Origin of the sequence: Nocardia asteroides (assembly GCF_900637185.1) — a bacterium.
Lineage (GTDB): Bacteria > Actinomycetota > Actinomycetes > Mycobacteriales > Mycobacteriaceae > Nocardia > Nocardia asteroides.
The window spans coordinates 5,890,499-5,913,594 of sequence record NZ_LR134352.1 but is presented as its reverse complement, the minus strand read 5'-3'; the positions used below and the strand labels follow the sequence as shown (position 1 = coordinate 5,913,594).

Genomic DNA, 23,096 nt, shown 5'->3' with positions numbered 1-23,096 from the left:
CTCACACGGACGTACGGCCCAGCTCGTGCGGCCCACCACACACGTGTATCCAGAAGGAGGTCGACGAAGACCGATGCCGAACATCGTCGTACTCATCAAGCAGGTCCCCGACACCTGGTCCGAGCGCAAGCTCTCCGATGGTGACTACACCCTCGACCGCGAGGCCGCCGACGCCGTGCTGGACGAGATCAACGAGCGCGCCGTCGAGGAAGCGCTGCTGATCAAGGAGGCGCAGGGCGGCGAGGTCACCGTGCTGGCCGCCGGTCCGGATCGCGCCACCGAGGCCATCCGCAAGGCGCTGTCCATGGGCGCCGACAAGGCCATCCACATCAACGACCCGGCGATCCACGGCTCCGACGCCGTGCAGACCGCGTGGGTCCTCGCCGGCGCGCTCGGCCAGGTCGAGGGCGTCGAGCTGGTCATCGCCGGTAACGAGGCCACCGACGGTCGCGCCGGTGCCGTGCCCGCGATCATCGCCGAGTACCTGGGCATCCCGCAGCTCACCCACCTGCGCAAGCTCACCGTCGACGGCGAGAAGATCACCGGCGAGCGCGAGACCGACGAGGGCGTCTTCAAGCTCGAGGCGTCCCTGCCCGCGATCGTCTCGGTCACCGAGAAGATCAACGAGCCGCGCTTCCCGTCCTTCAAGGGCATCATGGCCGCGAAGAAGAAGGAAGTTCAGGTCTTCACCCTGGCCGATCTGGGCATCGACCCGTCGACCGTGGGCGTCGCCAACGCCGGCACCCAGGTCACCGGTGCCACCCCGAAGCCCGCGCGCACCGCGGGCGAGAAGATCGCGGACGAGGGCGAGGGCGGCAACCAGATCGCCACGTACCTCATCGGTCAGAAGATCATCTGATTCGGCCCGTCCGAGACTTCCCAAGGAGAAAGAACAATGGCTGAAGTACTTGTGCTCGTCGAGCACGCCGACGGTGCCGTGAAGAAGGTCAGCACCGAACTGCTCACCGCCGCCCGCACCCTGGGCGAGCCCGCCGCCGTCGTCACCGGCCCGGCCGGTAGCGCCGACAAGCTGGCCGCCGCGCTGGCCGCCGCGGGCGCCGAGAAGATCTACGTCGCCGAGTCCGACGACGTCGAGGGCTTCCTGGTCACCCCGAAGGTCGACGTGCTCGCCGGTCTGGTCGAGTCCGCCTCGCCGGCCGCCGTGCTGGTCGCCGCCTCCGCCGAGGGCAAGGAGGTGTCGGGCCGCCTCGCCGCGCGCATCGGCTCCGGTCTGCTCGTCGACGTCATCGGCGTCAACGGCGACGGCTCGGCCGTGCACTCCATCTTCGGTGGCGCGTTCACCGTCGACGCCAAGGCCACCGGCGACGTGCCGGTGATCTCGATCCGCCCGGGCGCCGTCGAGGCGGTCGCGCAGGCCGGCGCCGGCGAGCAGGTCGTCGTCGAGGTGCCCGCCCAGGAAGAGGGCGTCGTCAAGGTCACCGCGCGTGAGCCGATCGTCGGCGGCGACCGTCCGGAGCTCACCGAGGCGAGCATCGTCGTCTCCGGTGGCCGTGGTGTCGGTTCCGCCGACAACTTCGCGGTCGTCGAGGCGCTGGCCGACTCGCTCGGTGCCGCCGTCGGCGCCTCGCGTGCCGCGGTCGACTCGGGCTACTACCCGGGCCAGTTCCAGGTGGGTCAGACCGGTAAGACGGTCTCCCCGCAGCTCTACATCGCCCTGGGCATCTCCGGCGCCATCCAGCACCGCGCCGGCATGCAGACCTCGAAGACCATCGTCGCGGTCAACAAGGACGAAGAGGCCCCGATCTTCGAGATCGCGGACTACGGCATCGTGGGCGACCTGTTCAACGTCGCCCCCCAGCTGACCGAGGCCGTCAAGTCCCACAAGGGCTAGCGGCTCAGCCGGTACCCGGTGAGTTACCCCTGACTCGCCAGATCTGTCGTCGCGAGACGCGGATCTGGCGAGTTTCGGCGTTTCCGGACCGGTATGCCGGTCGCCTCGGTTCGATTGCCGGACGGAGAATCCGCAGGTCGTGGGTAGCATGATGGGCATGGCCATGCCCGGTGTCGAGCGTCCCGACCTCCCCGCGATGATGACGTGGGAGGAATTGGAGAGTCTGCCCGAGGAGGTCGCCGCTCAAATCGAGCTCTGGGACCGCCGGGTGGTGTGGGTGCGGCGCGGGCCGGGTGAACATCAGACCGCTATGCGACGGGTGACCAACGAAATCGAACGGAGTGCCGGGCGGGACACCGCCTCGCGGCCTGAAAGGTGCTGGCGAGTCAATCTCGAAACCAACGTCTTCTTCGGTCACAGCGGCAAGTCCGATTTCGTCACCCCCGACTTCCTCGTGCACCGCTGCCTCGCGCCAGGTGCCGATGTGCGCGCCGGCGACGCGATCCTCGTCGGCGAGGTGCTGTCCCCGTCGAACACGCTGACCGAGATCGAAGCGAAGAAGGCGCGCTACGCGGGCGCGGGCATTCCGTCGTACTGGGAAGTCGAGCTGGCCAAGGACCTCACCGGGATCGCCGCCCTGCGTGTGTACATCCTCGAAGTCGGCCACGCCGAGCTCCCGCCGGGCGTGCGCCCATTGCGCAACGCCAATTACCTCCTCGCGGGCGAGTGGGCCCCGGGCTCCGCGACCGGCATTTCGTTTCCTTACCCCTTTCCGATCGAGATGGGCTGGGCCGCACTGACATTCTGAGCGGCGGTTGTCTCGGGGATACGCTGTGATCGTGCAGATCGAATGGTGGGGCTGGTATCGGCGCGCGTTCTTCGACGAACGTTCGATCGCCGCGCGCGACCGGCTCGCCGACGCGGCCCGGGCGGGGCAGTGGGATGTCGTGGTCGAGATCGCCGATCGCGATCGCAGCGTCAACACGACCCGGGTCGGCGGCAATTCGGGGTTCGCGCCGTTGCATCAGGCGGCGTGGCACGGCGCGCCGGTGCCGGTGGTGGAACGGTTGCTGGAGCTGGGGGCTTGGCGCACGCTGCGCACCGCTGACGGCGAGACCGCCGCGGAGATCGCGGCCGCGCGAGGCCATGACGGATTGGCCGAGCGGCTCGCGCCCGCGTTGCGCCGCACCATCGACGCGACCGCGCTGGCTCAGCTCGAATGTCAGCTGCACGCGGTGATATTGGGCCGGGTGCTCGATCTCTGCCGGGAATGCGGCTTCCGGCCGCCGCCGCTGAGTCCGCTGCTCGAGTACCCCGGCGCGACGATGTGGGCGGCGATTCCCGGGATGTACGGCGGGTTCGCGATCGAACTCGACCCGGACGCCGACGAGCTGTCGGTGTCGAGCTGGTGCCGCGTGGCCGGTGGTTCGGGCGAGCGGCACCAAATTCGGCCCGACGGGTTCGAACTCGTCGAGAAGGGCTTCGTCTAGTCCCGCGCCGCGCAGGGATGCCGTGATGCCGGTGCCGAGGTGTCGCGGCCGGATCGGTCAGGGGGTGGCGGGTGTGTTCACCGGGCTGCCCAGGACCATCCATTTCTCGGGGTCGGTGAGGGGTTCGAAGCCGAACTTCTCGTAGAGGGCGTGGGCGTCGGCGGTGGCGAGCATGACGCGGCGCAGGCGGTACGGGGCGAGATGGTCGCGGACGGCGGCGATCAGGGCGACGCCGATGCGCTTGCCGCGGACGGTGGGGGAGACGTAGACGTCGCACAGCCAGGCGAAGGTCGTGTGGTCGGTGACCACCCGGGCGTAGGCGACCTGGTCGCCCGAAACACTGTCGTACACACCGAAATTGAGGGAGCCGGCGATCGCGCGGTCCTGGACTTCGCGGGGTCGGTCCATGGCCCAGTACGAGTCGGTGGACAGCCAGGTGTGTACTCGGGCGGCGTCGATGCGGGCGGTGTCGGCGGAGATCTCGTAACCGGCGGGGAGGTCGGGTGTCGGCGTGTCGGTCATCTGGGCAGAATTCCAGGACCGTCGGCGCCTGTCGAGTGGTTTCCGGCGCCCCGAGACGGACGCCGGGCGCGACGGCTCGGAGAACCGGGCACGGGCGATCGGGTGCGCGGGCATGGCACGCTGGTCGGGTGACGACAGTGCCGATCGAGGTGCCGCCGCAGGTCGAGGAGACCGTGCGGGAAGTGTTCGGAGACGCGGGGCGGCAGTGGCTGGCGGAGCTGCCCGGTCTCGTCGAAAAGCTCTGTGCGACGTGGGAGTCGACGGTGATCGGGCCCGCGTTCGAGGGCGGCACCCATGCGTTCGTCGCGCCCGTCCGGCGGGCGGACGGATCGGTGGCCGTGCTGAAGGTGCCCGTCGTCGACGAGGAGAACATCGCGGAGCCGACCGGCCTGTTCTGCTACAGCGGTGACGGTGCCGTACGGCTGTACCGGTTCGACGCGGACAGCGGCGCGATGCTGATGGAATGGGCGCGGCCGGGCGCACCGCTGCTCGAACAGCCGGGCTTCCCGAGCCTGGAGGGCAGGTCCGAGAACGCCGATCGTGTCCGCCTGGCCTGTGCGCTCCTGCGCCGGTTGCGGCGGGAACCCGGCGCCGCTGCCGACGCGTATCCGGCCCTGCCGAGGGCCACCGCGGTGGTGGCCGAGTGGGCACGGCGGCTCCGGAACCCCGAACCCGAACTCGCCGAAGTACTTCCGGCCGATCTGCGCGAGCAGGCCCTGGCCTGGTGCGCCCGGCTCGCCGAACCGCAGGGCCCGCTGCTGGTGGTCAACCGCGACACCCACCTCGGCAATATCGTCGCGGCCGAACGGGAACCCTGGCTGCTGATCGATCCGAAGCCCTACCTGGGCGAAGCCGCCTTCGACGCGGGCTTCCTCGGCATGATCCAGGTCCAGTCCGATCCCACCCCCGACCACGCGCGCGCCGTCGTGTCAGCGACCGCCCGCGACCTCGACATCCCGGCCGACCGGGCCGCGGGCTGGGCCTTCCTGCGCGCTGTCGAGGAGATCATCTGGTCGGTCGAGGACGACGACACCGAAACCCTGCCGCTGCACCTGGCCGTCGCCCACGCGCTGGCCTGCTGACAGGTGTCTACCCCCGGTGTAGCGCGTCGAGCAGGGTGTTGACGATCGGATTCTCCCTGGCGTCCTCCCGCAGCACCGCCGACACCGGGATCCGCAGCCGGTGGTCCACCAGGTCGAGGGTCAGCAGGCCCCTGGTCGGCCCCTCGTAGAGCACGGTCCAGGACTCGGGGCGGTTGAGCAGTTCCATGGTGGCGGTGTGGTCGGGCGGGATGGGCGGGCCGAAGGTGGGGCCGACGGGCAGATCGGCGAAGGCCGACCGGATCAGGGTGTGCAGCAGGACCTGTTCCTGCTCGGGCGGCAGCAGCAGGGGATAGGGGCTCAGGTCGGCCAGGGTCACCACGTCCTTGCCCGCCAGCGGGTGACTGCTGGAGATCGCGATCACCAGGTCCTCCACCCACAGCTGCTCCACCGCCAGCCCGGGCTGGTCGACGCTGCCGCGGATCAGCGCCAGATCGCAGTCGCCGTCGGCCACGGCGGTGATGCGCTGGCGGAACGGTTTGATGACGTATTCGATCTCGGCGTCGGGATGCGCGGCGCGGGCGGCGGCGATGGCCGACAGCGACCGGGCCGCGAAGGACATGTTCGCGGCCAGCCGGATCCGCGGGCCGGTGGTGCGCACCGCGGCCCGGATCGCCGACTCCAGGCTCAGCATCTGCTTGGCCAGCGGCAGCAGGCGCAGGGTGGCGTCGGTGGGGACCACGGCCCTGGTCGTGCGCTCGAACAGTTGCGCGCCGAGGTCACGTTCCAGTCTCGCGATCTGGTGGCTGATCGCGGACTGTGAGATGAAGCAGCGGTTGGCCGCCCGGCTGAAACTGAGCTCCTCACAGACCGCGACGAAGTACGCCAACTGGCGGAGTTCCACCAGGTACCTCCCATTTATTAGTTATGCAGATAAGAGTCATCTCCAGTATGCGCCCAGGCACTGGAAACATCTGCGTTCCGCATCGCGTTTACTCATATGAAAGGAATCGTTACCCGATCTTGGAGCGCACGATCATGGAACACACTGATGTCGTCATCGTCGGCTCGGGCTTCGGCGGCCTGGCAGCTGCCAAGCAGCTGGCCAAGTCACGGATCAACTACGTCTTGATCTCGAGCACGCCTGAGCACCTGTTCCAACCGCTGCTGTACCAGGTGGCGACCGGCGTGCTCGCGCCGGAGGAGATCGCCCCGCCGATCAAGAACGTACTGCGCCGCCACCCCGAGGCCGACGTCCGGCTCGGCAAGGTCACCGGCATCGACGCCGAGAACGCGGTGCTGACCTACGAGACCGCCGAGGGTACCCGCCAGATCGGCTACGGCTCGCTGATCGCCGCGACCGGCGCGAGCCAGAGCTACTTCGGCCGCGACGACTTCGCCGACAAGACCTTCTCGCTCAAGACCATCGACGACGCCCAGCGCCTGCGTGACCAGATCGCCTCGGTGTTCGCCGCGGCCGAGGGCGCCGACGAGGCCACCCGGCGCAAGCTGCTCAGCTTCGTGGTGGTCGGCGCCGGCGCCACCGGCGTCGAGGTGGCGGGCCAGATCAAGGAACTCGCCAAGCGGCACTTCCACCAGCAGGTCTCGGTGACCCTGGTCGAGGGCGCGAACGCGGTGCTGCCGCCCTTCGGCGGCGGGCTCTCGGAGTACGCGAAGCGCTCGCTCACCGACAGCGGCGTCGAGGTGCTGCTGGGCACCTTCGTCACCGATATCGACGAGGGCAAGGTGACCGTCAAGGACGCCGAGGGCATCGAACGCGGCATCGCCGCCGAGACCGTGGTGTGGTCGGCGGGCGTGCAGGTGGGCGGGTTCGCGACGCTGCTGGCCACCGCCACCGGCGCCCCGACCGACCGCGCGGGCCGCATCCTGATCAACCCGGACCTGACCGTCGGCGGCCACGCCGACATCTACGCCATCGGCGACATGACCTCGCTCAACGGCTACCCGGGCCAGTCGCCGGTGGCCATGCAGGAGGGTCGCCACGCCGCCGACATCATCCGGCGCAAGAAGGCCGCGGGCACCCCGTTCGTCTACTGGGACAAGGGCAGCATGGCGGTGATCAGCCGCTTCAGCGCCGTGGTGAAGCTCAACGAGCGCATCACCTTCCGCGGCACCATCGCCTGGGCGATGTGGCTGGCGGTGCACCTGCTGTACCTGGTGGGCTTCCGCAACCGCTTCGCGGCAGTGGCCTCGTGGCTGGTCGCCTTCATCGGCACCGCCCGTCCCGGCTTCGCCGAGGCCGAGCGCGACGAGCGCGCGGCGAGGAAGACCGAGCCGGAACCGGTCCGCACCGCAGCCTGACCCTCACCTCGATCGCCCCGCCGGGAACCCGGCGGGGCGATCGTTCGTTGGACGCGTGACTCGCGATGCGAGCCGCCGCACCGCGTTCCACGCTGTGTTCGGCCAGAAACCCGCAGGTGGGCGAACGCTGAGCGGCGCGGCGGTGAACGCCGGGTGTGACGGGGGTCTCGTTCACCGAACGGGCATCGGCGCGAAACTCACGCGTCGCTCCGATGCCAGCTCGGGCTGGCTTCATCAGCGGTATGACAATTTCGTCCGTGTTGACCGCCCCGGCGCCGGACTCCGGGGTGGGGAAGTCCCGCTACTCCCTGGTCGTCGCCTCCGATGCCGAGCACTGCGAAGCCGCCCAGCGCCTGCGCTACCAGGTCTTCGCCGCCGAGCCGGGATTCCGGATCCCCGACGACGGCACCGGTTTGGATGCCGACCGCTTCGACGAGCACTGCGACCACCTGCTGGTCCGCGACGAGTTCACCGAGCAGTTCGTCGGGTGCTACCGCATGCTGCCGCCGGACAAGGTGACCGCCGCGGGCGGGTACTACACCGCGACCGAATTCGATCTCACCCAGCTCGACCCGGCCGGACACCGGATCGTCGAGATGGGCCGGGCCTGCGTGGTGCCCGACCACCGCAACGGCTCGGTGCTCACCCTGATGTGGGCGGGCATCCTGCACTACATCCAGCTCACCGGCTACGACTGGGTGATGGGCTGCGTCTCGGTGCCCATGCAGGACAGTCCCGCCGATCCCGCGGGCGTGAACGTGCGCGGCGTGCGTGATCTGCTGCTGGGCCGCCACGCCGGTGACCCCGAGCGCCGCGTGCACCCGTACAACCCGGTCGTCGTCGACGGGCTCTCCCTCGACCAGCTGACCCCGCCGAGCCGCCCGAAGTTACCGCCGCTGCTGCGCGGATACCTACGCCTGGGCGCCGAGATCTGCGGCGAACCGGCCCACGATCCCGCGTTCGCGGTCGCCGACTTCGTCGCGCTGCTCGGGATGGAAACCATCAACACCCGGTATCTGGAGCGGCTGCAGAGCGCTGCCGCCAATTTCGACGGGAAGTAACCATCATGGTGTTCGACGCGCCGCCCGCCACCCCTTCGCACTCGTGGATGCCGTCGAGCCCCTGTGGGTCCGGCTGTATCGAACCGATCGACCAGGTCGGTTCCGCCCGGATGTTCGCGCGGCTGGCCGGCGTCATCGGACTGGTGCTCAGCTTTCCCGTCCTGACCGCGGCCACCCCGCGGTCGCGGCGGGAGAACCTGCAACGCCGCTACGCCCGCGCCGCGCTCGGGTGCCTGGGGATGCGGCTGCGCATCGTCGACAACCGCACGCCCGAGCAGGGCGCGTCGACGGCCGGGTTCGCCGATCCGGGCACCGCGGTGATGGTGGTGACCGGGCACATCGGCTGGGCCGACATCGTCGCGCTGGCCGCGGTCCAGCCGGTCAGCTTCGTCGCCCGCGCGGACATGGTCGAGTGGCCGGTGCTGGGCAAGCTGGCCCAGCTCACCCGGGTGATCCCGATCGAACGGGCCCGGCTGCGCGAGCTGCCGGACGTGGTCGGGCAGGTGGCCCGGCGGCTCGCCGACGGCAACCGGATCGCGGTCTTCCCGGAGGGCACCACCTGGTGCGGCCGGGCCTACGGTTCCCTGCGGCCGGCGATGTTCCAGGCCGCCGTCGACACCGCGACGCCGGTGCAGCCGGTCCGCCTGCGCTATCTGGACCGGCACGGGGTGCCGTGCACGGTGCCCGGTTTCGTCGGGACCGACACCTTCGCCGACTCGGCCGAGCGGGTGCTGCGCAGCCGCGGCATGATCGTCGAGATCGTGCTCGAGCCGCTCGAGTACCCGGGTCTGGATCGGCGCGAGCTGGCTCGGCGGTGCGAGGCCGCGGTGCGCGGGACCGACCGTTCGCGCCACGGCGTGCTCGACACCGAATGGATCGAGGCGGGCAATACCCGCGTGCAGGACCCCTCGCTGGATCGGTCCGTCGTAGCGTCCGCTACTGCCTGGTAACTATTTCGCATCGCACGACCGTCGCCGGGGATCACCGTCGTGATTCCCGGCGATTGCCGTGCGTTCCCGAGAATTGCCGAGAATTCGCAGGTCCGCCCCGGTGCGCGAAATCTCCGGAAAATGTGAAACAGTCACATCCGTCCCAAAGTTGTTCGCGCAGCGTATGACCTGCGTATGACATGGATTACATACCGGACAGTTGGCTATACCCACTTCGGCCAAGATGAAACCTTTGCGTTGCCGCTGCTCGAAAATTGATGTCATATTTGCGGTACCGTCACGCAGGATTTTCCCGATACCCCGGTGTACCCGAGAGTCCAGGCGAGGGTCGAACAGGGTGATCGCAGGGGTGATCCATGGTGAAGGGAAGCAATACCGGTGACCGAGCAAGCTTCTGGCGTCCGTCGTTCCGCCGCGCGCCGCGGCCGTCGCGCACCCGTATCCACGCTGCCCCGGCTGCTGGCCGCCGCCGTCGAGCGCGCCCCTGAGGCGCCCGCGCTGCACTGCGCGGGCGACAGCGTCACCTACACCGAACTCGACCAGCGGTCCGCACAGCTCGCCCGCGTGCTGATCGGCCGCGGAGTCGGTCCCGGCGACCGCGTGGTGCTCGCGCTGACCAGGTCCGTCGAGGCCATCGTGGCCCTGTGGGCGGTGGCCAAGACCGGTGCCGCGTTCGTCCCGGTGGACCCGCGGTATCCGGCCGACCGCGTCGCGCACATGCTCACCGACTCCGGTGCCGGCTTCGGTATCGCGCTCGGCGCCGACGCGACCCGCCTCGGCGCCGGACTGCGCTGGCTGGCCCTGGACGCCACCGAGTGCCGCGACGAACTGGCCCGCGTCTCCGACGAGCCGATCGCCGCCGCCGACCGCGTCCGCAGGCTGTTCGCCGACGACATCGCCTACATCATCTACACCTCCGGCTCCACCGGCGTCCCCAAGGGCGTCGCGGTCACCCACACCGGCCTGGCCGGGCTGTGCGCCGAGCAGATCCGCCGCTTCGGCATCACCGGCGACTCCCGCACCCTGCACTTCGCCTCGCCCAGCTTCGACGCCAGCATCCTCGAACTGCTGCTGGCCATCGGCGCGAGCTCGACGATGGTGATCGCCCCGCCCGACATCTACGGCGGCGACGAGCTGACCGAGCTGCTGCGCGCCGAGCGGGTCACCCACGCCTTCATCACCCCCGCGGCTCTGGCCGGAGCCGACGGGTCTGACCTGCCGGAGCTGGCCGGGATCGTCGTCGGCGGCGAGGCCTGCCCGCCCGATCTCGTCGCGCGCTGGTCGCCGGGCCGCCGCTTCTACAACCTCTACGGCCCCACCGAGACCACCGTCGCCGCCTCGATCAGCGACCCGCTGACCCCCGGCGACCTGATCACCATCGGCGGCCCGATCCCCGGCATGACCGCGCTGGTGCTCGATGCCCGGCTGCGTCCGGTGCCGGATCGGGTCCCCGGCGAGCTGTACCTGTCCGGGCCCGGCCTGGCGCGCGGCTACCACGAGCGCGCCGGGCTCACCGCGGCTCGCTTCGTCGCCGATCCGGTCACCGGCGGCAGGCTCTACCGCACCGGCGACCTGGTGAAGTGGGAGGCCGCCGCCAGCGGTGAACCCCAGCTGACCTTCCTCGGCCGCACCGACGCCCAGGTCAAGCTGCGCGGCTTCCGCATCGAGCTGGGCGAGATCGACGCCGTGCTCGCCGCCGACCCGTCGGTGCGCGTGGCGACCACGGTGGTGCGCACCCTGCCCAGCGGGGTCGACGCGCTCGTCGCCTATGTCGTGCCCGCCGCGGGCGCCGTCGTGGACCCGGCCGCGCTGACCCGGCTGGCCGAGCAGCGGCTGCCCCAGCACGCGGTGCCCGCGGCGGTCGTGCCGATCGAGCGGCTGCCGCTGACCCCGGTGGGCAAGCTCGACTACCGCGCGCTGCCCGAACCGGAGCTGACCGCACGGGTTTTCGCGGCGCCACGCACCCCCACCGAGGAATCGGTCGCCGCCGTGTTCGCCGAGCTGCTCGGCGCCGATCCGATCGGCCGCGACGACGACTTCTTCGCCCTCGGCGGCAACTCCCTGCTGGCCACCCGCCTGGCAGGCAGGCTCGGCGCCGTCACCGACGTCCGGGTGCCGGCGCGCACGGTCTTCGAACACGGCACGGTGGCCGAGCTGGCCGCCGCGCTCGACGCCCTGATCGGCGACGCGGCCGTGCGCCTGCCGCTGACCCGGCGCGAACGCGGCGAGCGGGTGCCGCTCTCGCTGGCCCAGCAGCGCATGTGGTTCATGGCGCGCCTGGACCCGGGGTCGGCTGCCTACAACATCCCGGTGGCGCTGCGGCTGTCCGGCCCGCTCGACACCGCCGCGCTGACCGCGGCGCTCGGCGACGTCATCGAGCGGCACGAGGTGCTGCGCACGATGTACCCCGAGTACGAGGGGCAGGGCTACCAGCGGGTGCTGCCGGTGGCCGAGGCCGGGCTCGAGGTGCCCGTCACCGCGCTCGCCGAGGCCGACCTGCGCGCCGCGCTCGCCCTGCTGACCGTCGGCGGCTTCGACGTGTGCGCCCAGGTTCCGGTGCGCGCGAAGCTGTTCCGGCTCTCCGACACCGAACACGTGCTGGCCGTGGTGGTCCACCACATCGCCACCGACGGCTTCTCCCTCGGCCCGCTCACCCGCGACCTGATGAGCGCCTACGTCGCCCGCGTCGGGGGAGCGGCTCCCGCATGGGCGCCGCTGCCGGTGCAGTACGCCGACTACACCCTGTGGCAGCAGGAATTGCTCGGCGCCGCCGAGGATCCCGAGTCGCTGCTGGCGACACAGCTCGGCTACTGGCGCGACGAGCTCGCCGGCACCCCGACCCTGCTCGAACTGCCCACCGACCGCCCGCGCCCGCCGGTCGCGGGCAGCCGCGGCGCCGCGCATCACTTCGCGCTGGACGCGTCGCTGCACCAGGCGCTCGACGACCTCGCGCGCCGCCACAACGCCTCGCTGTTCATGGTGGTGCGCGCGGCACTGGCCGTGCTGCTGGCCCGGGTGGCCGGCACCGACGACGTCACCGTGGGCGCCCCGGTCGCGGGCCGCGGCGAACCCGAACTCGACGAGCTGGTCGGCATGTTCGTCAACACCGTCGTGCTGCGCACCCGGATCGACGCGGCCGAATCCTTCACCGCGCTGCTCGACCGGGTCCGCGAGACCGACCTGGCCGCGTTCGCGCACGCCGATGTGCCGTTCGAACGTCTTGTCGCCGAACTGGATCCGCCGCGCACCCAGGCCCACCATCCGCTCTACCAGGTGGCGCTGTCGTTCCAGAACTTCGGCGGCACCCGGCTGGAACTGCCCGACCTGGTGGTCTCCGCGGTCGACCTGGGCGACGAGGTCGCACCGGTCGACCTGCAGCTGACCGTCGTCCCCACCGAGGAGTCCACGGGCCCGGCCGGGCTGCGCTGCTCGTGGCGCTACGCCACCGACCTGTTCGACGAGTCCACCATGGCCCTGCTCGGTCAGCGCCTGGCCGGGCTGCTGAGCGCGGCGGCCGCCGCCCCGGACCGGCCCGTCGGCGACCTGCCGCTGCTGACCGAGGCCGAACGCGTCGAGCCCGCCGGTGACGTCCGCCTGGTGCCGGACGTGACGCTGATCGACGCCGTGTCGGCGCAGGCCCTGCGCAGGCCGGCGGCACCCGCCGTCACCTTCGCCGGCACGACGCTGAGCTACGGCGAGCTGGCGAGCCGGATCAACCGGCTGGCCCGGCTGCTCGTCGCCACCGGTGTGGGGCCGGGCACGACCGTGGCGGTCGCCGTCCGGCCGTCGATCGAGCTGGTCGTCGCCATGTACGCGGTCTTCACCGCCGGTGGCGCCTACGTGCCGATCGACCCCGACGCACCGGCCGAACGTCGCGCCGACATCCTGTCGGTCGCCCGGCCGGTCTGCGTCCTCACCACCGTGGCCGACACCGTCGAGGTCGACGGCCTGCCGGTGATCTCGGTGGACCTGGTGGCGAGTTCCGGTGCGCTGGCGGCCTTCCCGGACCATCCGCTGACCGACGCCGACCGGCTGCGTCCGCTGCGCACCCTCGACCTGGCGTACGTGATCTTCACCTCGGGGTCGACGGGCAAGCCCAAGGGCGTGGGCGTGCCGCATTCGGCCATCGTCAACCAGGCCGCGTACATGGTGGGCGAATACCAGGTGGGTGCGGACGACACTGTCCTGCAATCGATCCCGTGGACCTTCGACGCCTCGATGATCGGTTTCGCGACACCGCTGCGGGCGGGGGCGCACATGGTCGTGGCCGCCGCGCACGGCCTCACCGATCCGGCCTACCTGGCCGATCTCATCGCGCGCCACCGGGTCACGGGCACCACGATCGTGCCCTCGGTGTTGCAGATGCTGCTCGAGGCCGCGCCGACGGGGTCGCTGCGGTCGGTGCGCGCGGTGTGGGTGGGTGGCGAGGCGCTGCCCAACGCCACCATCGCCCGCTTCACCGCCGCCACCGCGGGCAGGCTGCACAACCTGTACGGGCCGACCGAGGCCACGGTGTCCATCACCGCCGCCGACGTCACCGAGATCGGCGACCGCGTCGTCCCGATCGGCAAGCCGCACTGGAACTCCCGCGCCTACGTGCTGGACGCGCGGCTGCGGCCGGTGCCGGTCGGCACGCCCGGCGAGCTGTACCTGGCCGGCGCGCAGCTGGCCCGCGGCTACCTCGGCAGCCCGGACAAGACCACGGAACGTTTCGTCGCCGACCCGTACGGTCCCGTCGGCGAACGCATGTACCGCACCGGCGACCTGGTCCGCAGGCTGCCCTCCGGCGACCTGACCTACCTGGGCCGCACCGACGTCCAGCTCAAGCTGCACGGTCTGCGGATCGAGCCGGGCGAGATCGAGGCCGCGCTGCGCGCGCACCCGGGCGTCGCCGGTGCCGCGGTGACGGTGCATCACGAACAGCTCGTCGGCTATGTCGTCGCGGCGGCCGGTCACACCGTCGACCTCGCCGAGGTGCAGGCGAACACCCGAACCCTGTTGCCGCCGTATATGGTTCCGCACCGCCTGCTGGTTCTCGACGAGTTCCCGCTCGGCGCCACCGGCAAGCTCGACCGCAAGGCGCTGCCCGCGCCCGCGGTGGAGCGGCGCGCCTACCAGGAGCCCGCCACCGAGGACGAGCGGATCGTGGCCGAGGTGTTCGCCGGGATTCTCGAGCTGGACCGGGTCGGCCGCGACGACGACTTCTTCGTCCTCGGCGGCACCTCGCTGTCGGCGATCCGGGTTCGCGCCGCGCTGGCCGAGCGCCTCGGCATCGAGGTGCCGCTGCGGCTGCTGTTCAGCTTCCCGATGGTCGGCGACCTGGCGCTGGCGGTGCGCGACGAGTCCGCGGCCACCGCGGGCGGTCCCGACCCGGCCGCCGACATCGTCCTGGACCCCGCCGTCGACCCGATCGGCTGCGCGCCCGCGCGTCCGGGCGCGCCCGCCACCATCCTGCTCACCGGTGCCACCGGCTTCCTCGGCAGCTTCCTGCTGCGCGAACTGCTCGAGCAGACCGGGGCGAGGATCCACTGCCTGGTCCGCGCCACCGACGACGCGCGCGCGGTGGAGCGGGTGGTCACGACGGCCGCGAAGTTCGGCGTCGACCTGTCCGGCTATCGCGACCGGCTCGTCGGCGTGCCGGGCGATCTCGCGCAGCCGCGCCTCGGCCTCGACGCGGCGCGCTTCGCCGAACTGGCCGCGGGCATCGACGCGATCTACCACAACGGCGCGCTGGTCAACCATCTCGAGCCGTACGGCCGGATGCGCGCGGCGAACGTCGGCGGCACCACCGAGGTGCTGCGCCTGGCCACCACCACCCGGCTCACGCCGATCCACTACGTCTCGACGCTGTCGGTGCTGGCCGGGATCCCGCAGGCGAGCGGGATCCCCGCGGGCCTGCCCGGCTACGCGATGACCAAGTGGGTGGCCGAACAGCTGGTGCACACCGCGATCGAGCGCGGCGTTCCGGTCGCGATCTACCGTCCCGGCCTCATCACCGGTGACTCGCGCACCGGCGCCGCGCCCGCCGAGGACGCCTGGTGGACCATGCTGCGCGCGATGCTGGTGCTGGGCGTGGCCGTCGACGTGCGCGCGATCGGGGTGGAGATGGCCCCGGTGGACCACGTCGCGGCCGGCATCGTGCGGCAGTCGCGCGAGGCGGCCGCGCTGGGCAACATCTACCGGGCGGCGGGCGCCCAGGTGCCGCTGCAGGTCGTCTACGAGGAGATCCTGCGCCGCCACTACCGGTTCGACTTCATCGATCCGATGGAATTCGGCCTGACCCTCACCAGCGCCGCCGAGCGCGTCGACGCGGATCCGATCCTGGCCAGGGCCTCGGCGCTGAGCGGCAACTACGCCGCGGCCATCGCCCAGGCCGATCCGGCCGGTGTGCTGAGCGCGGTGGAAGCGGGGGCGCCCGCCGAGCCGTACCGGGGGCTGCCGATCGAGTTCCCCGCGGTGGACGCGACCGTCATCAGCCGCTATTTCGATCACTACATCGAGGTCGGCTTCTTCCCCGCGCCCGGCGCGGACAGCCTGACCCCGGCCTGACCGATCGTCCCGCGGGAGCCGTGCTCCCGCGGGACGCGGCGATCACTTCGCGTAGTCGTAGAACCCGCGACCGGACTTGCGGCCGAGGCGGCCCGCGTCGACCATCCGGCGCAGCAGCGCGGGCGGAGCCAGGTGCGGCTCGGCGAACTCGGCGTAGAGCGACTCCGAGGCGGCCAGGGCGATGTCGAGGCCGACGGTGTCGAGCAGGGTCAGCGGGCCCATCGGGTAGCCGCAGCCGCCCTTCATGGCCGCGTCGATGTCCTCGGCGGTGGCGTAGCCCGACTCGAGCATCCGGATCGCCGAGCACAGGTACGGGATGAGCAGCGCGTTGACGATGAAGCCGGAGCGGTCACCGGCCTGCACGGTCATCTTGCCGAGGGTGTTCTTGGCGTAGTCGGTGACGGCCGCGGCCGCCTCCGGCGCGGTGACCAGGGTCGAGATGATCTCCACCAGCGGCATCACCGGCACCGGGTTGAAGAAGTGCACGCCGACGACGCGCTCGGGGCGCTCGGTGGCGCCGGCGACCTTGATCACCGGGATCGAGGAGGTGTTGGTCGCCAGGACACCCTCGGGCTTCACGATCTTGTCCAGCTTGGCGAAGATGTCGCACTTGAGCGACTCGATCTCCGGCGCCGCCTCGATGACCAGGTCGCGGTCGGCCAGCTCGTCCATGTCCAGGGTGACCCGCACGCGCGCGATGGCGGCGTCGGCGTCCTCCTGGCTGATCTTGCCGCGGGCGACGCCCTTGCCGATCGAGGTCGCGATGCGCTGCTGCGCGGCCTCGGCGAATTCCGGCTTGGTCTCGAGCACGATGACCGAGCTGCCCGCCTTGGCACAAACCTCCGCGATGCCGGCACCCATGGTGCCGCCACCGATCACACCGATCAACTCCACTGTCACTCCCAATATCGCCTTGCCCTGCTTGTCCCGGGGATTATTTCACCCGGGCTGGCACTGAGTGCCACAGACCGGCGGAACCGCTCGTCAGCGGGGTCGGCGACCCGGCGAAGGCCGCCCCGGACTCGGCTGACGAGCGGGGCGGCCCAGCGCTTTTCGGTTACCGGGCCGGGGTGAGCTCCGGCTCGGCGTCCGGGTGCCGCCCGCGCCCGAGGACCGCGTGCCTGCGGCCGTAGGCGAGGTAGACGATGACACCGAGGGCCATCCAGATCACGAACCGCAGCCAGGTCTCGATCGACAGATTGAGCATCAGCCACAGGCAGGCCAGCGCGGCCAGGATCGGGACCACCGGCACGAACGGCACCCGGAACCCGCGCTGCAGGTCGGGACGGGTGCGCCGCAGCACCAGCACCCCGATCGAGACCAGCACGAACGCGACCAGCGTGCCGATGTTGACCATCTCCTCGAGCGTGCCGAAGTCGACGAACCCGGCCAGCAGCGCGCACACCACACCGACGAGCATCGTCAGCCGCACCGGGGTGCCCTTGCGGCCGGTCTGGGCCAGACCGCGCGGCAGCAGCCCGTCGCGCGCCATGGCGAACAGCACCCGGGTCTGCCCCAGGAACATCACCATGACCACGGTCGAGAGCCCGGCCAGCGCGCCGATGGCGATGATGTTCTTCACCCAGGTCGCGCCGTGGATGGCGAAGGCCGTGGCGAGGGTGGCGTTGCCGTCGGCGAGCTCGGTGTAGGACACCATGCCGGTGAGTATCAGCGAGACCGCGATGTAGAGCACCGTCACGATGGCCAGCGAACCCAGGATGCCGCGCGGCACGTCGCGCTGCGGGTTGCGGGTCTCCTCGGCGGTGGTGGCGACCACGTCGAAGCCGATGAAGGCGAAGAACACCAGGCTGGCCGCGGCGAGCAGCCCGTACCAGCCGTAGCTGGTGCCACCGGAGCCGGTGAGGAAGGCGAACAGCGACTGCCGCAGCCCCTCGGCCTTCTCCGACGGCTGCGACGGCGGGATGTAGGGCGTCAGGTTGGACGGCTTGAAGTAGGTCGCGCCGACCACCAGCACCAGCGCGATCACGCCGAGCTTGATCGCGACGGCGATGGCCGACACCCGCGACGACAGCTTGGTCCCGGTGGCCAGCAGCACGCCCACCACCGCGATGATCAGTACCGCGCCCCAGTCGAAGTGCAGCGACCCGATCTGCACCACCGGCGCCGATGACCCGAGCACATTGCCCAGATACTGCGACCACCCCTTGGCCACCACGGACACCGCGAGCGCGAACTCCAGGATCAGGTCCCAGCCGATGATCCAGGCGATCACCTCACCGAAGGTCGCGTACGCGAAGGTGTAGGCGCTGCCGGCCACCGGCACGGTCGAGGCGAACTCCGCGTAGCACAGGGCCGTGAGTCCGCAGGCGACCGCCGCGAACACGAAGGCCAGCGAGACCGCCGGGCCCGCCACGGTGCCCGCGGTGCGCGCGGTGAGGGTGAAGATGCCCGCGCCGATCACCACCGCGACACCGAAGATGGTCAGGTCCTTGGCCGTGAGGTCCTTGCGGAGCTTGGCGTCGGGGTCGTCGGTGTCCTGGATGGACTGCTCGACCGATTTGGTGCGGAACCAGCCGCTCGCGCTCGGCATCACAGCGACCGGGGGATGGCGTCGAGACGCCGTTCGGCGAATCGGTTGGCGGCGGCACCGGTGCCGATGCCCTCGGTGACCGCGGCGGCGATGATGTCGCGACAGCGCGGAAAGATGTCGGCGACTTCGGCTTCCACTTCGGCGGGGGCCGCGGCGCGCAGTTCGCCCGCCACCTGGATGAGCCCGCCCGCGTTGGCGACGAAGTCGGGCACCCAGGTGATGCCGCGCTCGGTCAGCGCCCGCTCCACCTCGGGGGTGGCGAGCTGGTTGTTGGCGGCACCGCAGATCAGCTTCGCCTCGATCGTCGCGGCGCTGCCGGGGGTGAGGGTGGCGCCCAGCGCGCACGGGGCGTACACGTCGACCGGTGCGGTGGACACCGCCGACAGCAGCCGCACGGCGGGCTGTTCGGCGGCGATGCGCCGCAGCGCGGCCTCGTTCACATCGGACACGCACACCTCGGCGCCGTCGGCCAGCAGCAGGGCGGTGAGCTCGCTGCCGACCTTGCCCACGCCCTCGACCCCGACCGTGCGACCCGCCAGTGTCGGTGCGCCCCAGACCGATTCGGCGCCCGCGCGCATGGCGTGGAAGACGCCGAGCGCGGTCAGCCGGGCGCTGTCACCGCTGCCGCCCGCGGCGACGCTGCGGCCGGTGACGTGCCGGGTGTGCCTGCCGATGACATCGAGATCGTCGGTGCTGGTACCCACATCGCCCGCGGTGATGTAGCGCCCGCCGAGGGTGTTCACGAAGCGGGCGTAGGCGGCGAGCAGGTCGGTGCTCTTCATGGTCGCGGGGTCACCGATGATCACCGCCTTGCCGCCACCGAGGTCGACACCGGCCGCGGCGGCCTTGTAGGTCATGCCCCACGACAGCCGCAGCACGTCCTGCAGGGCTGCCGACTCGTCGGCATAGGGGTAGAAGCGGGTGCCGCCCAGGGCGGGACCGAGCGCGGTCGAGTGGATCGCGATGATGGCCTTCAGCCCGGACCGGTCGTCCTCGCAGAACACCACCTGCTCGTGGGCGCGGGCGCTCAGTTCGTGCGATCGGCCGAAGACTCCCGCCTCGGTGTGCACAACGGTCACTGTCGATTCCTTTCGGTGTCCGCGCACCCCGGTCGTGCCGGGGGTGCGACGGTGGATGGTGCCGCGGGTGGGCGGCGCTGTCGTGCGCCACGCGGTCGTGGCGCGCCGGCGCGGCGGTGTGATCGCACCGGGGCGCCAGAGTCTCGCGGCGCACCGGAACCGGTGCGCCGCAGGGTGTCAGGACTGCAGGCCGAGCTCGCGCAGTCCGGCGTGGTAGAGCTCGACATTGGCGAGCTTGATGTCCTCGTAGCCGCGCACCACATCGGGCAGGGCGGCGGCCGCGGTGGCGGTGTCGTAGTTCCCGGTGCTCAGTTCCCCGGCCAGGCGCGTCACCAGGGCGGTGTAGTGCGCCAGCAGCTCCCGCTCCACCTTGCGGACGTGCGCGTACCCGAACGGGTCCAGCTTGGTCCCGCGCAGGAACTTGCCCTTGGCCAGGAGTTTCAGCGCCACATGCGATGTCGGCGCCAAGCCGATCTTCTTCCGGCGGCCCATGGCCCGCAGCACCGGCGGGTGCAGCTTGTAGGTGAGTTTCTCGCCGCCGGGCACCTGCGCTCGGACCTCGTCCAGGAAGGCCGGGTCGACCAGCAGCCGCGCCACCTCGTACTCGTCCTTGTAGGCGGTGAACTTGTACAGCCCACGCGCCACCGCCTCGCTGAACTCGGTCCGTTCGGTGACCGCGCGCTCCGCCGCCCTGGCCAGCTCGACGACCTCCACGTAGCGCCGCGCCACCGTGAGGTTCTGGTAGCCGACCAGGTTCGCCGCGCGCAGTTCCACCAGCCGACGCAGTTCCCCGTCGAAACCGGTGTGCGCCAGCAGTTCCGCGGGCACCACCGGCGGCGTGCGCCGCGGCCGCCCCTCATCGACCGCCGCGGCGAACGCCGCCGGATCCGCCACCGCGACCCGGCCCCACCGGAACGCCGCCACCGTGGCGGCCACCGCGACACCGTTGATCCCGATGGCCTCCTCGATCGCCGCCACCGGCAGGCGCAGCCCGCCGCTCTGCACGGCCGCGCCCACGATCAGGAAGTTGGCCGCGGCGGTGTTCCCGAACAGGGTCTGCGCGGCCGCGAGCGCGTCGAAGTGCTCGATCGAACGCGACACGGCGGCAAGGCGATCCAGCATGGTCGCGGTCTCGGGGTAGCTCGCCGACTTGTCGTAGACCATGTCGCCGGTCGGGGTCCGGCTCGTCGAGGCCACCGCCACGGTGCTCGCCGCGTTCCCGTACTGCAGGTAGCGCGCGTCGGTGGCGGTGAGCAGGTCCACGGCGAGCACACAGTCGGCGCTGCCGGGGGTGAGCCGGTTCGACGGCTCCAGTTCGGTGGTGGAGAAGCGCAGATGCGACACCACGGGCCCGGCCTTCTGGCTCAGCCCGATCTGATCCAGGCTCTCCACCTGGTACCCGGCCCGCAGCGCGGCGGTGGCCAGCACCTGGTTCACCGTCACGATGCCGGTGCCGCCGATCCCGGCGATCAGCACGTTCTGCGTGCGCTCCGGTGCGCCGAGACCGGGCTCGGCCACCGCGGGCGGCTCGGCGGGCTTGCGGCGCGCGGGCTTGCGCTTGCGTGTGTCCGGCGCCGTCTCCACCGTGACGAACGACGGGCAATCCCCGTCCAGGCAGCTGTAATCGGTGTTGCAGGAGGTCTGATCGATGCGGGTCTTGCGGCCGAACTCGGTCTCCACCGGCTGCACCGACAGGCAGTTCGACTTGGTGCCGCAGTCACCGCAGCCCTCGCACACGGCCTCGTTGATCACCACGCGGGTGCTGCGGACCGGCAGCGCGCCGCGCTTGCGCTGCCTGCGCGCGTCGGCGGCGCAGTGCTGGTCGTAGATGAGCACGGTGACACCCTCGATCTCGCGCAGCAGCCGCTGGGCCTCGTCGAGCCGGTCGCGATGCCACAGCAGGGTGCCCTTGGCGAGCGCTTTCCTGTTGTGCCGCTTCGGTTCGTCGGCGCAGATCACGATCCGCCGGACGCCCTCGGTGGTGAGCTTGTGGGTCAGCTGGGCGACGGTGAGCCCGCCCTCCACGTTCTGGGCGCCGGTCATCGCGACGACCTCGTTCCACAGCAGCTTGTAGGTGATGTTCACCCCCGCCGCCACACACGCCTGCACGGCCAGCTGCCCGGAGTGGAAGAAGGTGCCGTCGCCGATGTTCTGGAACAGGTGCGGCACATCGGTGAACGGGGCCTGCCCGATCCACTGGCTGCCCTCGCCGCCCATCTGGGTCAGCCCGGTGACGGCGCTGTCGGTGCGCCCGGACATGGTGACCAGCGTGTGACAGCCGATGCCGCCGCCACCGATCGAGCCGTCGGGCAGGGCGGTGGAGCGGTTGTGCGGGCAGCCGCTGCAGAAGTAGGGCGTCCGCTTGGCGGACAGGACTTCCAGCGGAAGTGGCGGCGGCGCGGCCCTTTTCAGCTCCACCCGCTCGCGCAGCACCCGACGCAGCGGGGCGAGCAGGCGTCCGGCGGTGAGCTCGCCGTCGACCGGCATCAGCCGGGCGCCACGCGCGTCCTGCTTGCCGAGGATGCGGGGCGCGCCGGGGGTGCCGTAGAGGATCTCGCGGATCTGGGTCTCGACGAACGCGGTCTTGTCCTCCACCACGATCACCTCCTCCAGCCCACGGGCGAACTCGGTGATCGCGGCCGGGCCCACGGGATAGGGCATGCCGATGCGCAACAGCCGGATCCCCGCCCGGTGCATGGCCGCCTCGTCGACGCCGAGATCGAGCAGCGCCTGCCGGACGGCATCGAATGTCGTTCCGGTGGCGGCGATCCCGACCTTCGCGTCGACCGGGTCGACCTCCACCACATCCAGACCGTTGGCCGCCGAGTAGGCGTGCACCATCGCCCAGCGCGGGCCGTACAGATCGGCCTCGGCCAGCACGCTGTCGGTGGGGGCGGCCATCGGCCGCTGCCGGTAGACGAACGGCGAACCCTCCCACCGCACTTCGGGCACCGTGACGGCGAGGTCGGCGACATCGCCGTCGACCGTCCACGCGCCGTCGGCGACATCGGCGACGATCTTGAGCGCCACCACACACCCCGAGGCCCGCGACAGCGCGATGCCCTGCATGCCCAGCGTGATGATCTCCTCGGCATTGCGCGGGAACAGCACCGGCACCCCCATGGCGGCCAGCGAGCGCTCGCTCACCGCGGGCACGGTCGAGGACTTCGACGCCGGATCGTCGCCCACCAGCAGCAGGACTCCACCGCGCGGGTTCACCCCGTACATGTTGGCGTGCCGGATGGCGTCGGTGGCCCGGTCCACGCCGGGGCCCTTGCCGTACCAGACGCCGACCACGCCGTCGTGGGTCGGCCGCCCGGCGGGCAGGTCGGCCTGGCTGCCCCACACCGAGGTCGCCGCCAGCTCCTCGTTGAGCCCGGGCACGAAGGTGATGTCGTGCTCGGTGAGCACCTCCGGCATGCCGAGCAGCATCTTGTCGACCCCGCCCAGCGGACTGCCTTGATACCCGGAGACGAACGTCGCGACCCGGCGGCCCGCGCGGATGTCGCGCACATGCTGTTCCACGAGCAGGCGGGCGATGGCCTGCACTCCGGTGAGCAGGACCGGGCCCGCCCCGGAGCGATAGCGATCGGCGAGGTCGTAGGGCGCGGCAGGCTCGGCCTGCGGACGGGCGGTCGCACAGACGACGCTGGTCATGGACACCTCACCACACTTTCCAC

15 protein-coding genes are annotated in these 23,096 nt (G+C 71.1%); 9 read left to right on the top strand and 6 right to left on the bottom strand.

The features are described 5' to 3' along the window. Nucleotides 1–73 precede the first annotated feature (73 nt). The 4 genes from EL493_RS27535 (at nt 74) to EL493_RS27520 (ending at nt 3,342) form a co-directional block, all read left to right on the top strand. A complete protein-coding gene (locus EL493_RS27535) occupies nt 74–859 on the top strand; it encodes an electron transfer flavoprotein subunit beta/FixA family protein (protein ID WP_019048400.1) in 786 nt (261 codons plus the stop codon). Nucleotides 860–895: 36 nt separating this feature from the next. After that, nucleotides 896–1,852, top strand: a complete 957-nt coding sequence (locus tag EL493_RS27530) for an electron transfer flavoprotein subunit alpha/FixB family protein (RefSeq protein WP_022565510.1) — start codon at nt 896–898, stop codon at nt 1,850–1,852. 148 nt (nt 1,853–2,000) lie between these two features. Beyond that, the gene (locus tag EL493_RS27525; protein ID WP_019048398.1) at nt 2,001–2,660 is read left to right on the top strand and encodes a Uma2 family endonuclease; all 660 of its coding nucleotides are present in this window, start codon (nt 2,001–2,003) and stop codon (nt 2,658–2,660) included. A 31-nt stretch (nt 2,661–2,691) separates the two neighbouring features. After that, on the top strand, nt 2,692–3,342 hold the full coding sequence (locus tag EL493_RS27520) for an ankyrin repeat domain-containing protein (protein ID WP_081722986.1): 651 nt from the start codon (nt 2,692–2,694) through the stop codon (nt 3,340–3,342). 57 nt (nt 3,343–3,399) lie between these two features. Here EL493_RS27520 and EL493_RS27515 read toward each other — a convergent pair whose 3' ends face one another. Then, nucleotides 3,400–3,864: a GNAT family N-acetyltransferase gene (locus EL493_RS27515; protein ID WP_019048396.1), complete on the bottom strand. Its 465-nt coding sequence runs from the start codon at nt 3,862–3,864 to the stop codon at nt 3,400–3,402. Nucleotides 3,865–3,992: 128 nt separating this feature from the next. Here EL493_RS27515 and EL493_RS27510 point away from each other — a divergent pair, with 128 nt between their 5' ends. Next, nucleotides 3,993–4,946 carry an aminoglycoside phosphotransferase family protein gene (locus EL493_RS27510; RefSeq protein WP_198041097.1) on the top strand — a complete coding sequence of 318 codons (954 nt, stop codon included), beginning with the start codon at nt 3,993–3,995 and terminating at the stop codon, nt 4,944–4,946. A 7-nt stretch (nt 4,947–4,953) separates the two neighbouring features. Here EL493_RS27510 and EL493_RS27505 read toward each other — a convergent pair whose 3' ends face one another. Then, complete coding sequence (locus tag EL493_RS27505; RefSeq protein WP_019048394.1) at nt 4,954–5,808, bottom strand: LysR family transcriptional regulator; 855 nt, start codon at nt 5,806–5,808, stop codon at nt 4,954–4,956. 134 nt (nt 5,809–5,942) lie between these two features. On the opposite strand from EL493_RS27505, the gene EL493_RS27500 reads away from it, so the two are divergent. From EL493_RS27500 to EL493_RS27485, 4 genes are all read left to right on the top strand, one after another. Beyond that, entirely contained in the window at nt 5,943–7,226 is a 1,284-nt protein-coding gene (locus tag EL493_RS27500; protein ID WP_019048393.1) for an NAD(P)/FAD-dependent oxidoreductase, read from the top strand. Nucleotides 7,227–7,468: 242 nt separating this feature from the next. Beyond that, nucleotides 7,469–8,287 carry a GNAT family N-acetyltransferase gene (locus tag EL493_RS27495; RefSeq protein WP_030203338.1) on the top strand — a complete coding sequence of 273 codons (819 nt, stop codon included), beginning with the start codon at nt 7,469–7,471 and terminating at the stop codon, nt 8,285–8,287. Between the two features lie 5 nt (nt 8,288–8,292). After that, nucleotides 8,293–9,237 (top strand): lysophospholipid acyltransferase family protein, encoded by a 945-nt coding sequence (locus EL493_RS27490; RefSeq protein ID WP_019048391.1) that lies wholly within the window; start codon nt 8,293–8,295, stop codon nt 9,235–9,237. Nucleotides 9,238–9,615: 378 nt separating this feature from the next. Then, nucleotides 9,616–15,786, top strand: a complete 6,171-nt coding sequence (locus EL493_RS27485; protein ID WP_019048390.1) for a non-ribosomal peptide synthetase — start codon at nt 9,616–9,618, stop codon at nt 15,784–15,786. Between the two features lie 42 nt (nt 15,787–15,828). On the opposite strand, the gene EL493_RS27480 is transcribed toward EL493_RS27485, so the two are convergent. From EL493_RS27480 to EL493_RS27465, 4 genes are all read right to left on the bottom strand, one after another. After that, nucleotides 15,829–16,680, bottom strand: coding sequence for a 3-hydroxybutyryl-CoA dehydrogenase (locus EL493_RS27480; RefSeq protein ID WP_019048389.1), 852 nt, complete (start codon nt 16,678–16,680; stop codon nt 15,829–15,831). 163 nt (nt 16,681–16,843) lie between these two features. Next, a complete protein-coding gene (locus EL493_RS27475; protein WP_019048388.1) occupies nt 16,844–18,337 on the bottom strand; it encodes an APC family permease in 1,494 nt (497 codons plus the stop codon). Then, complete coding sequence (locus tag EL493_RS27470; RefSeq protein ID WP_022565513.1) at nt 18,337–19,416, bottom strand: Glu/Leu/Phe/Val dehydrogenase dimerization domain-containing protein; 1,080 nt, start codon at nt 19,414–19,416, stop codon at nt 18,337–18,339. Before EL493_RS27470 ends, EL493_RS27475 begins: the two co-directional genes overlap by 1 nt. A gap of 177 nt (nt 19,417–19,593) precedes the next feature. Further along, nucleotides 19,594–23,073, bottom strand: coding sequence for an indolepyruvate ferredoxin oxidoreductase family protein (locus tag EL493_RS27465; protein ID WP_022565514.1), 3,480 nt, complete (start codon nt 23,071–23,073; stop codon nt 19,594–19,596). Nucleotides 23,074–23,096: the final 23 nt, after the last annotated feature.

Bases quoted from the DNA above. Each gene is read 5' to 3' on its own strand.
- EL493_RS27535 (WP_019048400.1), top strand. From the start codon at position 74: ATGCCGAACATCGTCGTACTCATCAAGCAGGTCCCCGACACCTGGTCC.
- EL493_RS27530 (WP_022565510.1), top strand. From the start codon at position 896: ATGGCTGAAGTACTTGTGCTCGTCGAGCACGCCGACGGTGCCGTGAAG.
- EL493_RS27525 (WP_019048398.1), top strand. From the start codon at position 2,001: ATGATGGGCATGGCCATGCCCGGTGTCGAGCGTCCCGACCTCCCCGCG.
- EL493_RS27515 (WP_019048396.1), bottom strand. From the start codon at position 3,864: ATGACCGACACGCCGACACCCGACCTCCCCGCCGGTTACGAGATCTCC.
- EL493_RS27500 (WP_019048393.1), top strand. From the start codon at position 5,943: ATGGAACACACTGATGTCGTCATCGTCGGCTCGGGCTTCGGCGGCCTG.
- EL493_RS27495 (WP_030203338.1), top strand. From the start codon at position 7,469: ATGACAATTTCGTCCGTGTTGACCGCCCCGGCGCCGGACTCCGGGGTG.
- EL493_RS27490 (WP_019048391.1), top strand. From the start codon at position 8,293: ATGGTGTTCGACGCGCCGCCCGCCACCCCTTCGCACTCGTGGATGCCG.
- EL493_RS27475 (WP_019048388.1), bottom strand. From the start codon at position 18,337: ATGCCGAGCGCGAGCGGCTGGTTCCGCACCAAATCGGTCGAGCAGTCC.
- EL493_RS27465 (WP_022565514.1), bottom strand. From the start codon at position 23,073: ATGACCAGCGTCGTCTGTGCGACCGCCCGTCCGCAGGCCGAGCCTGCC.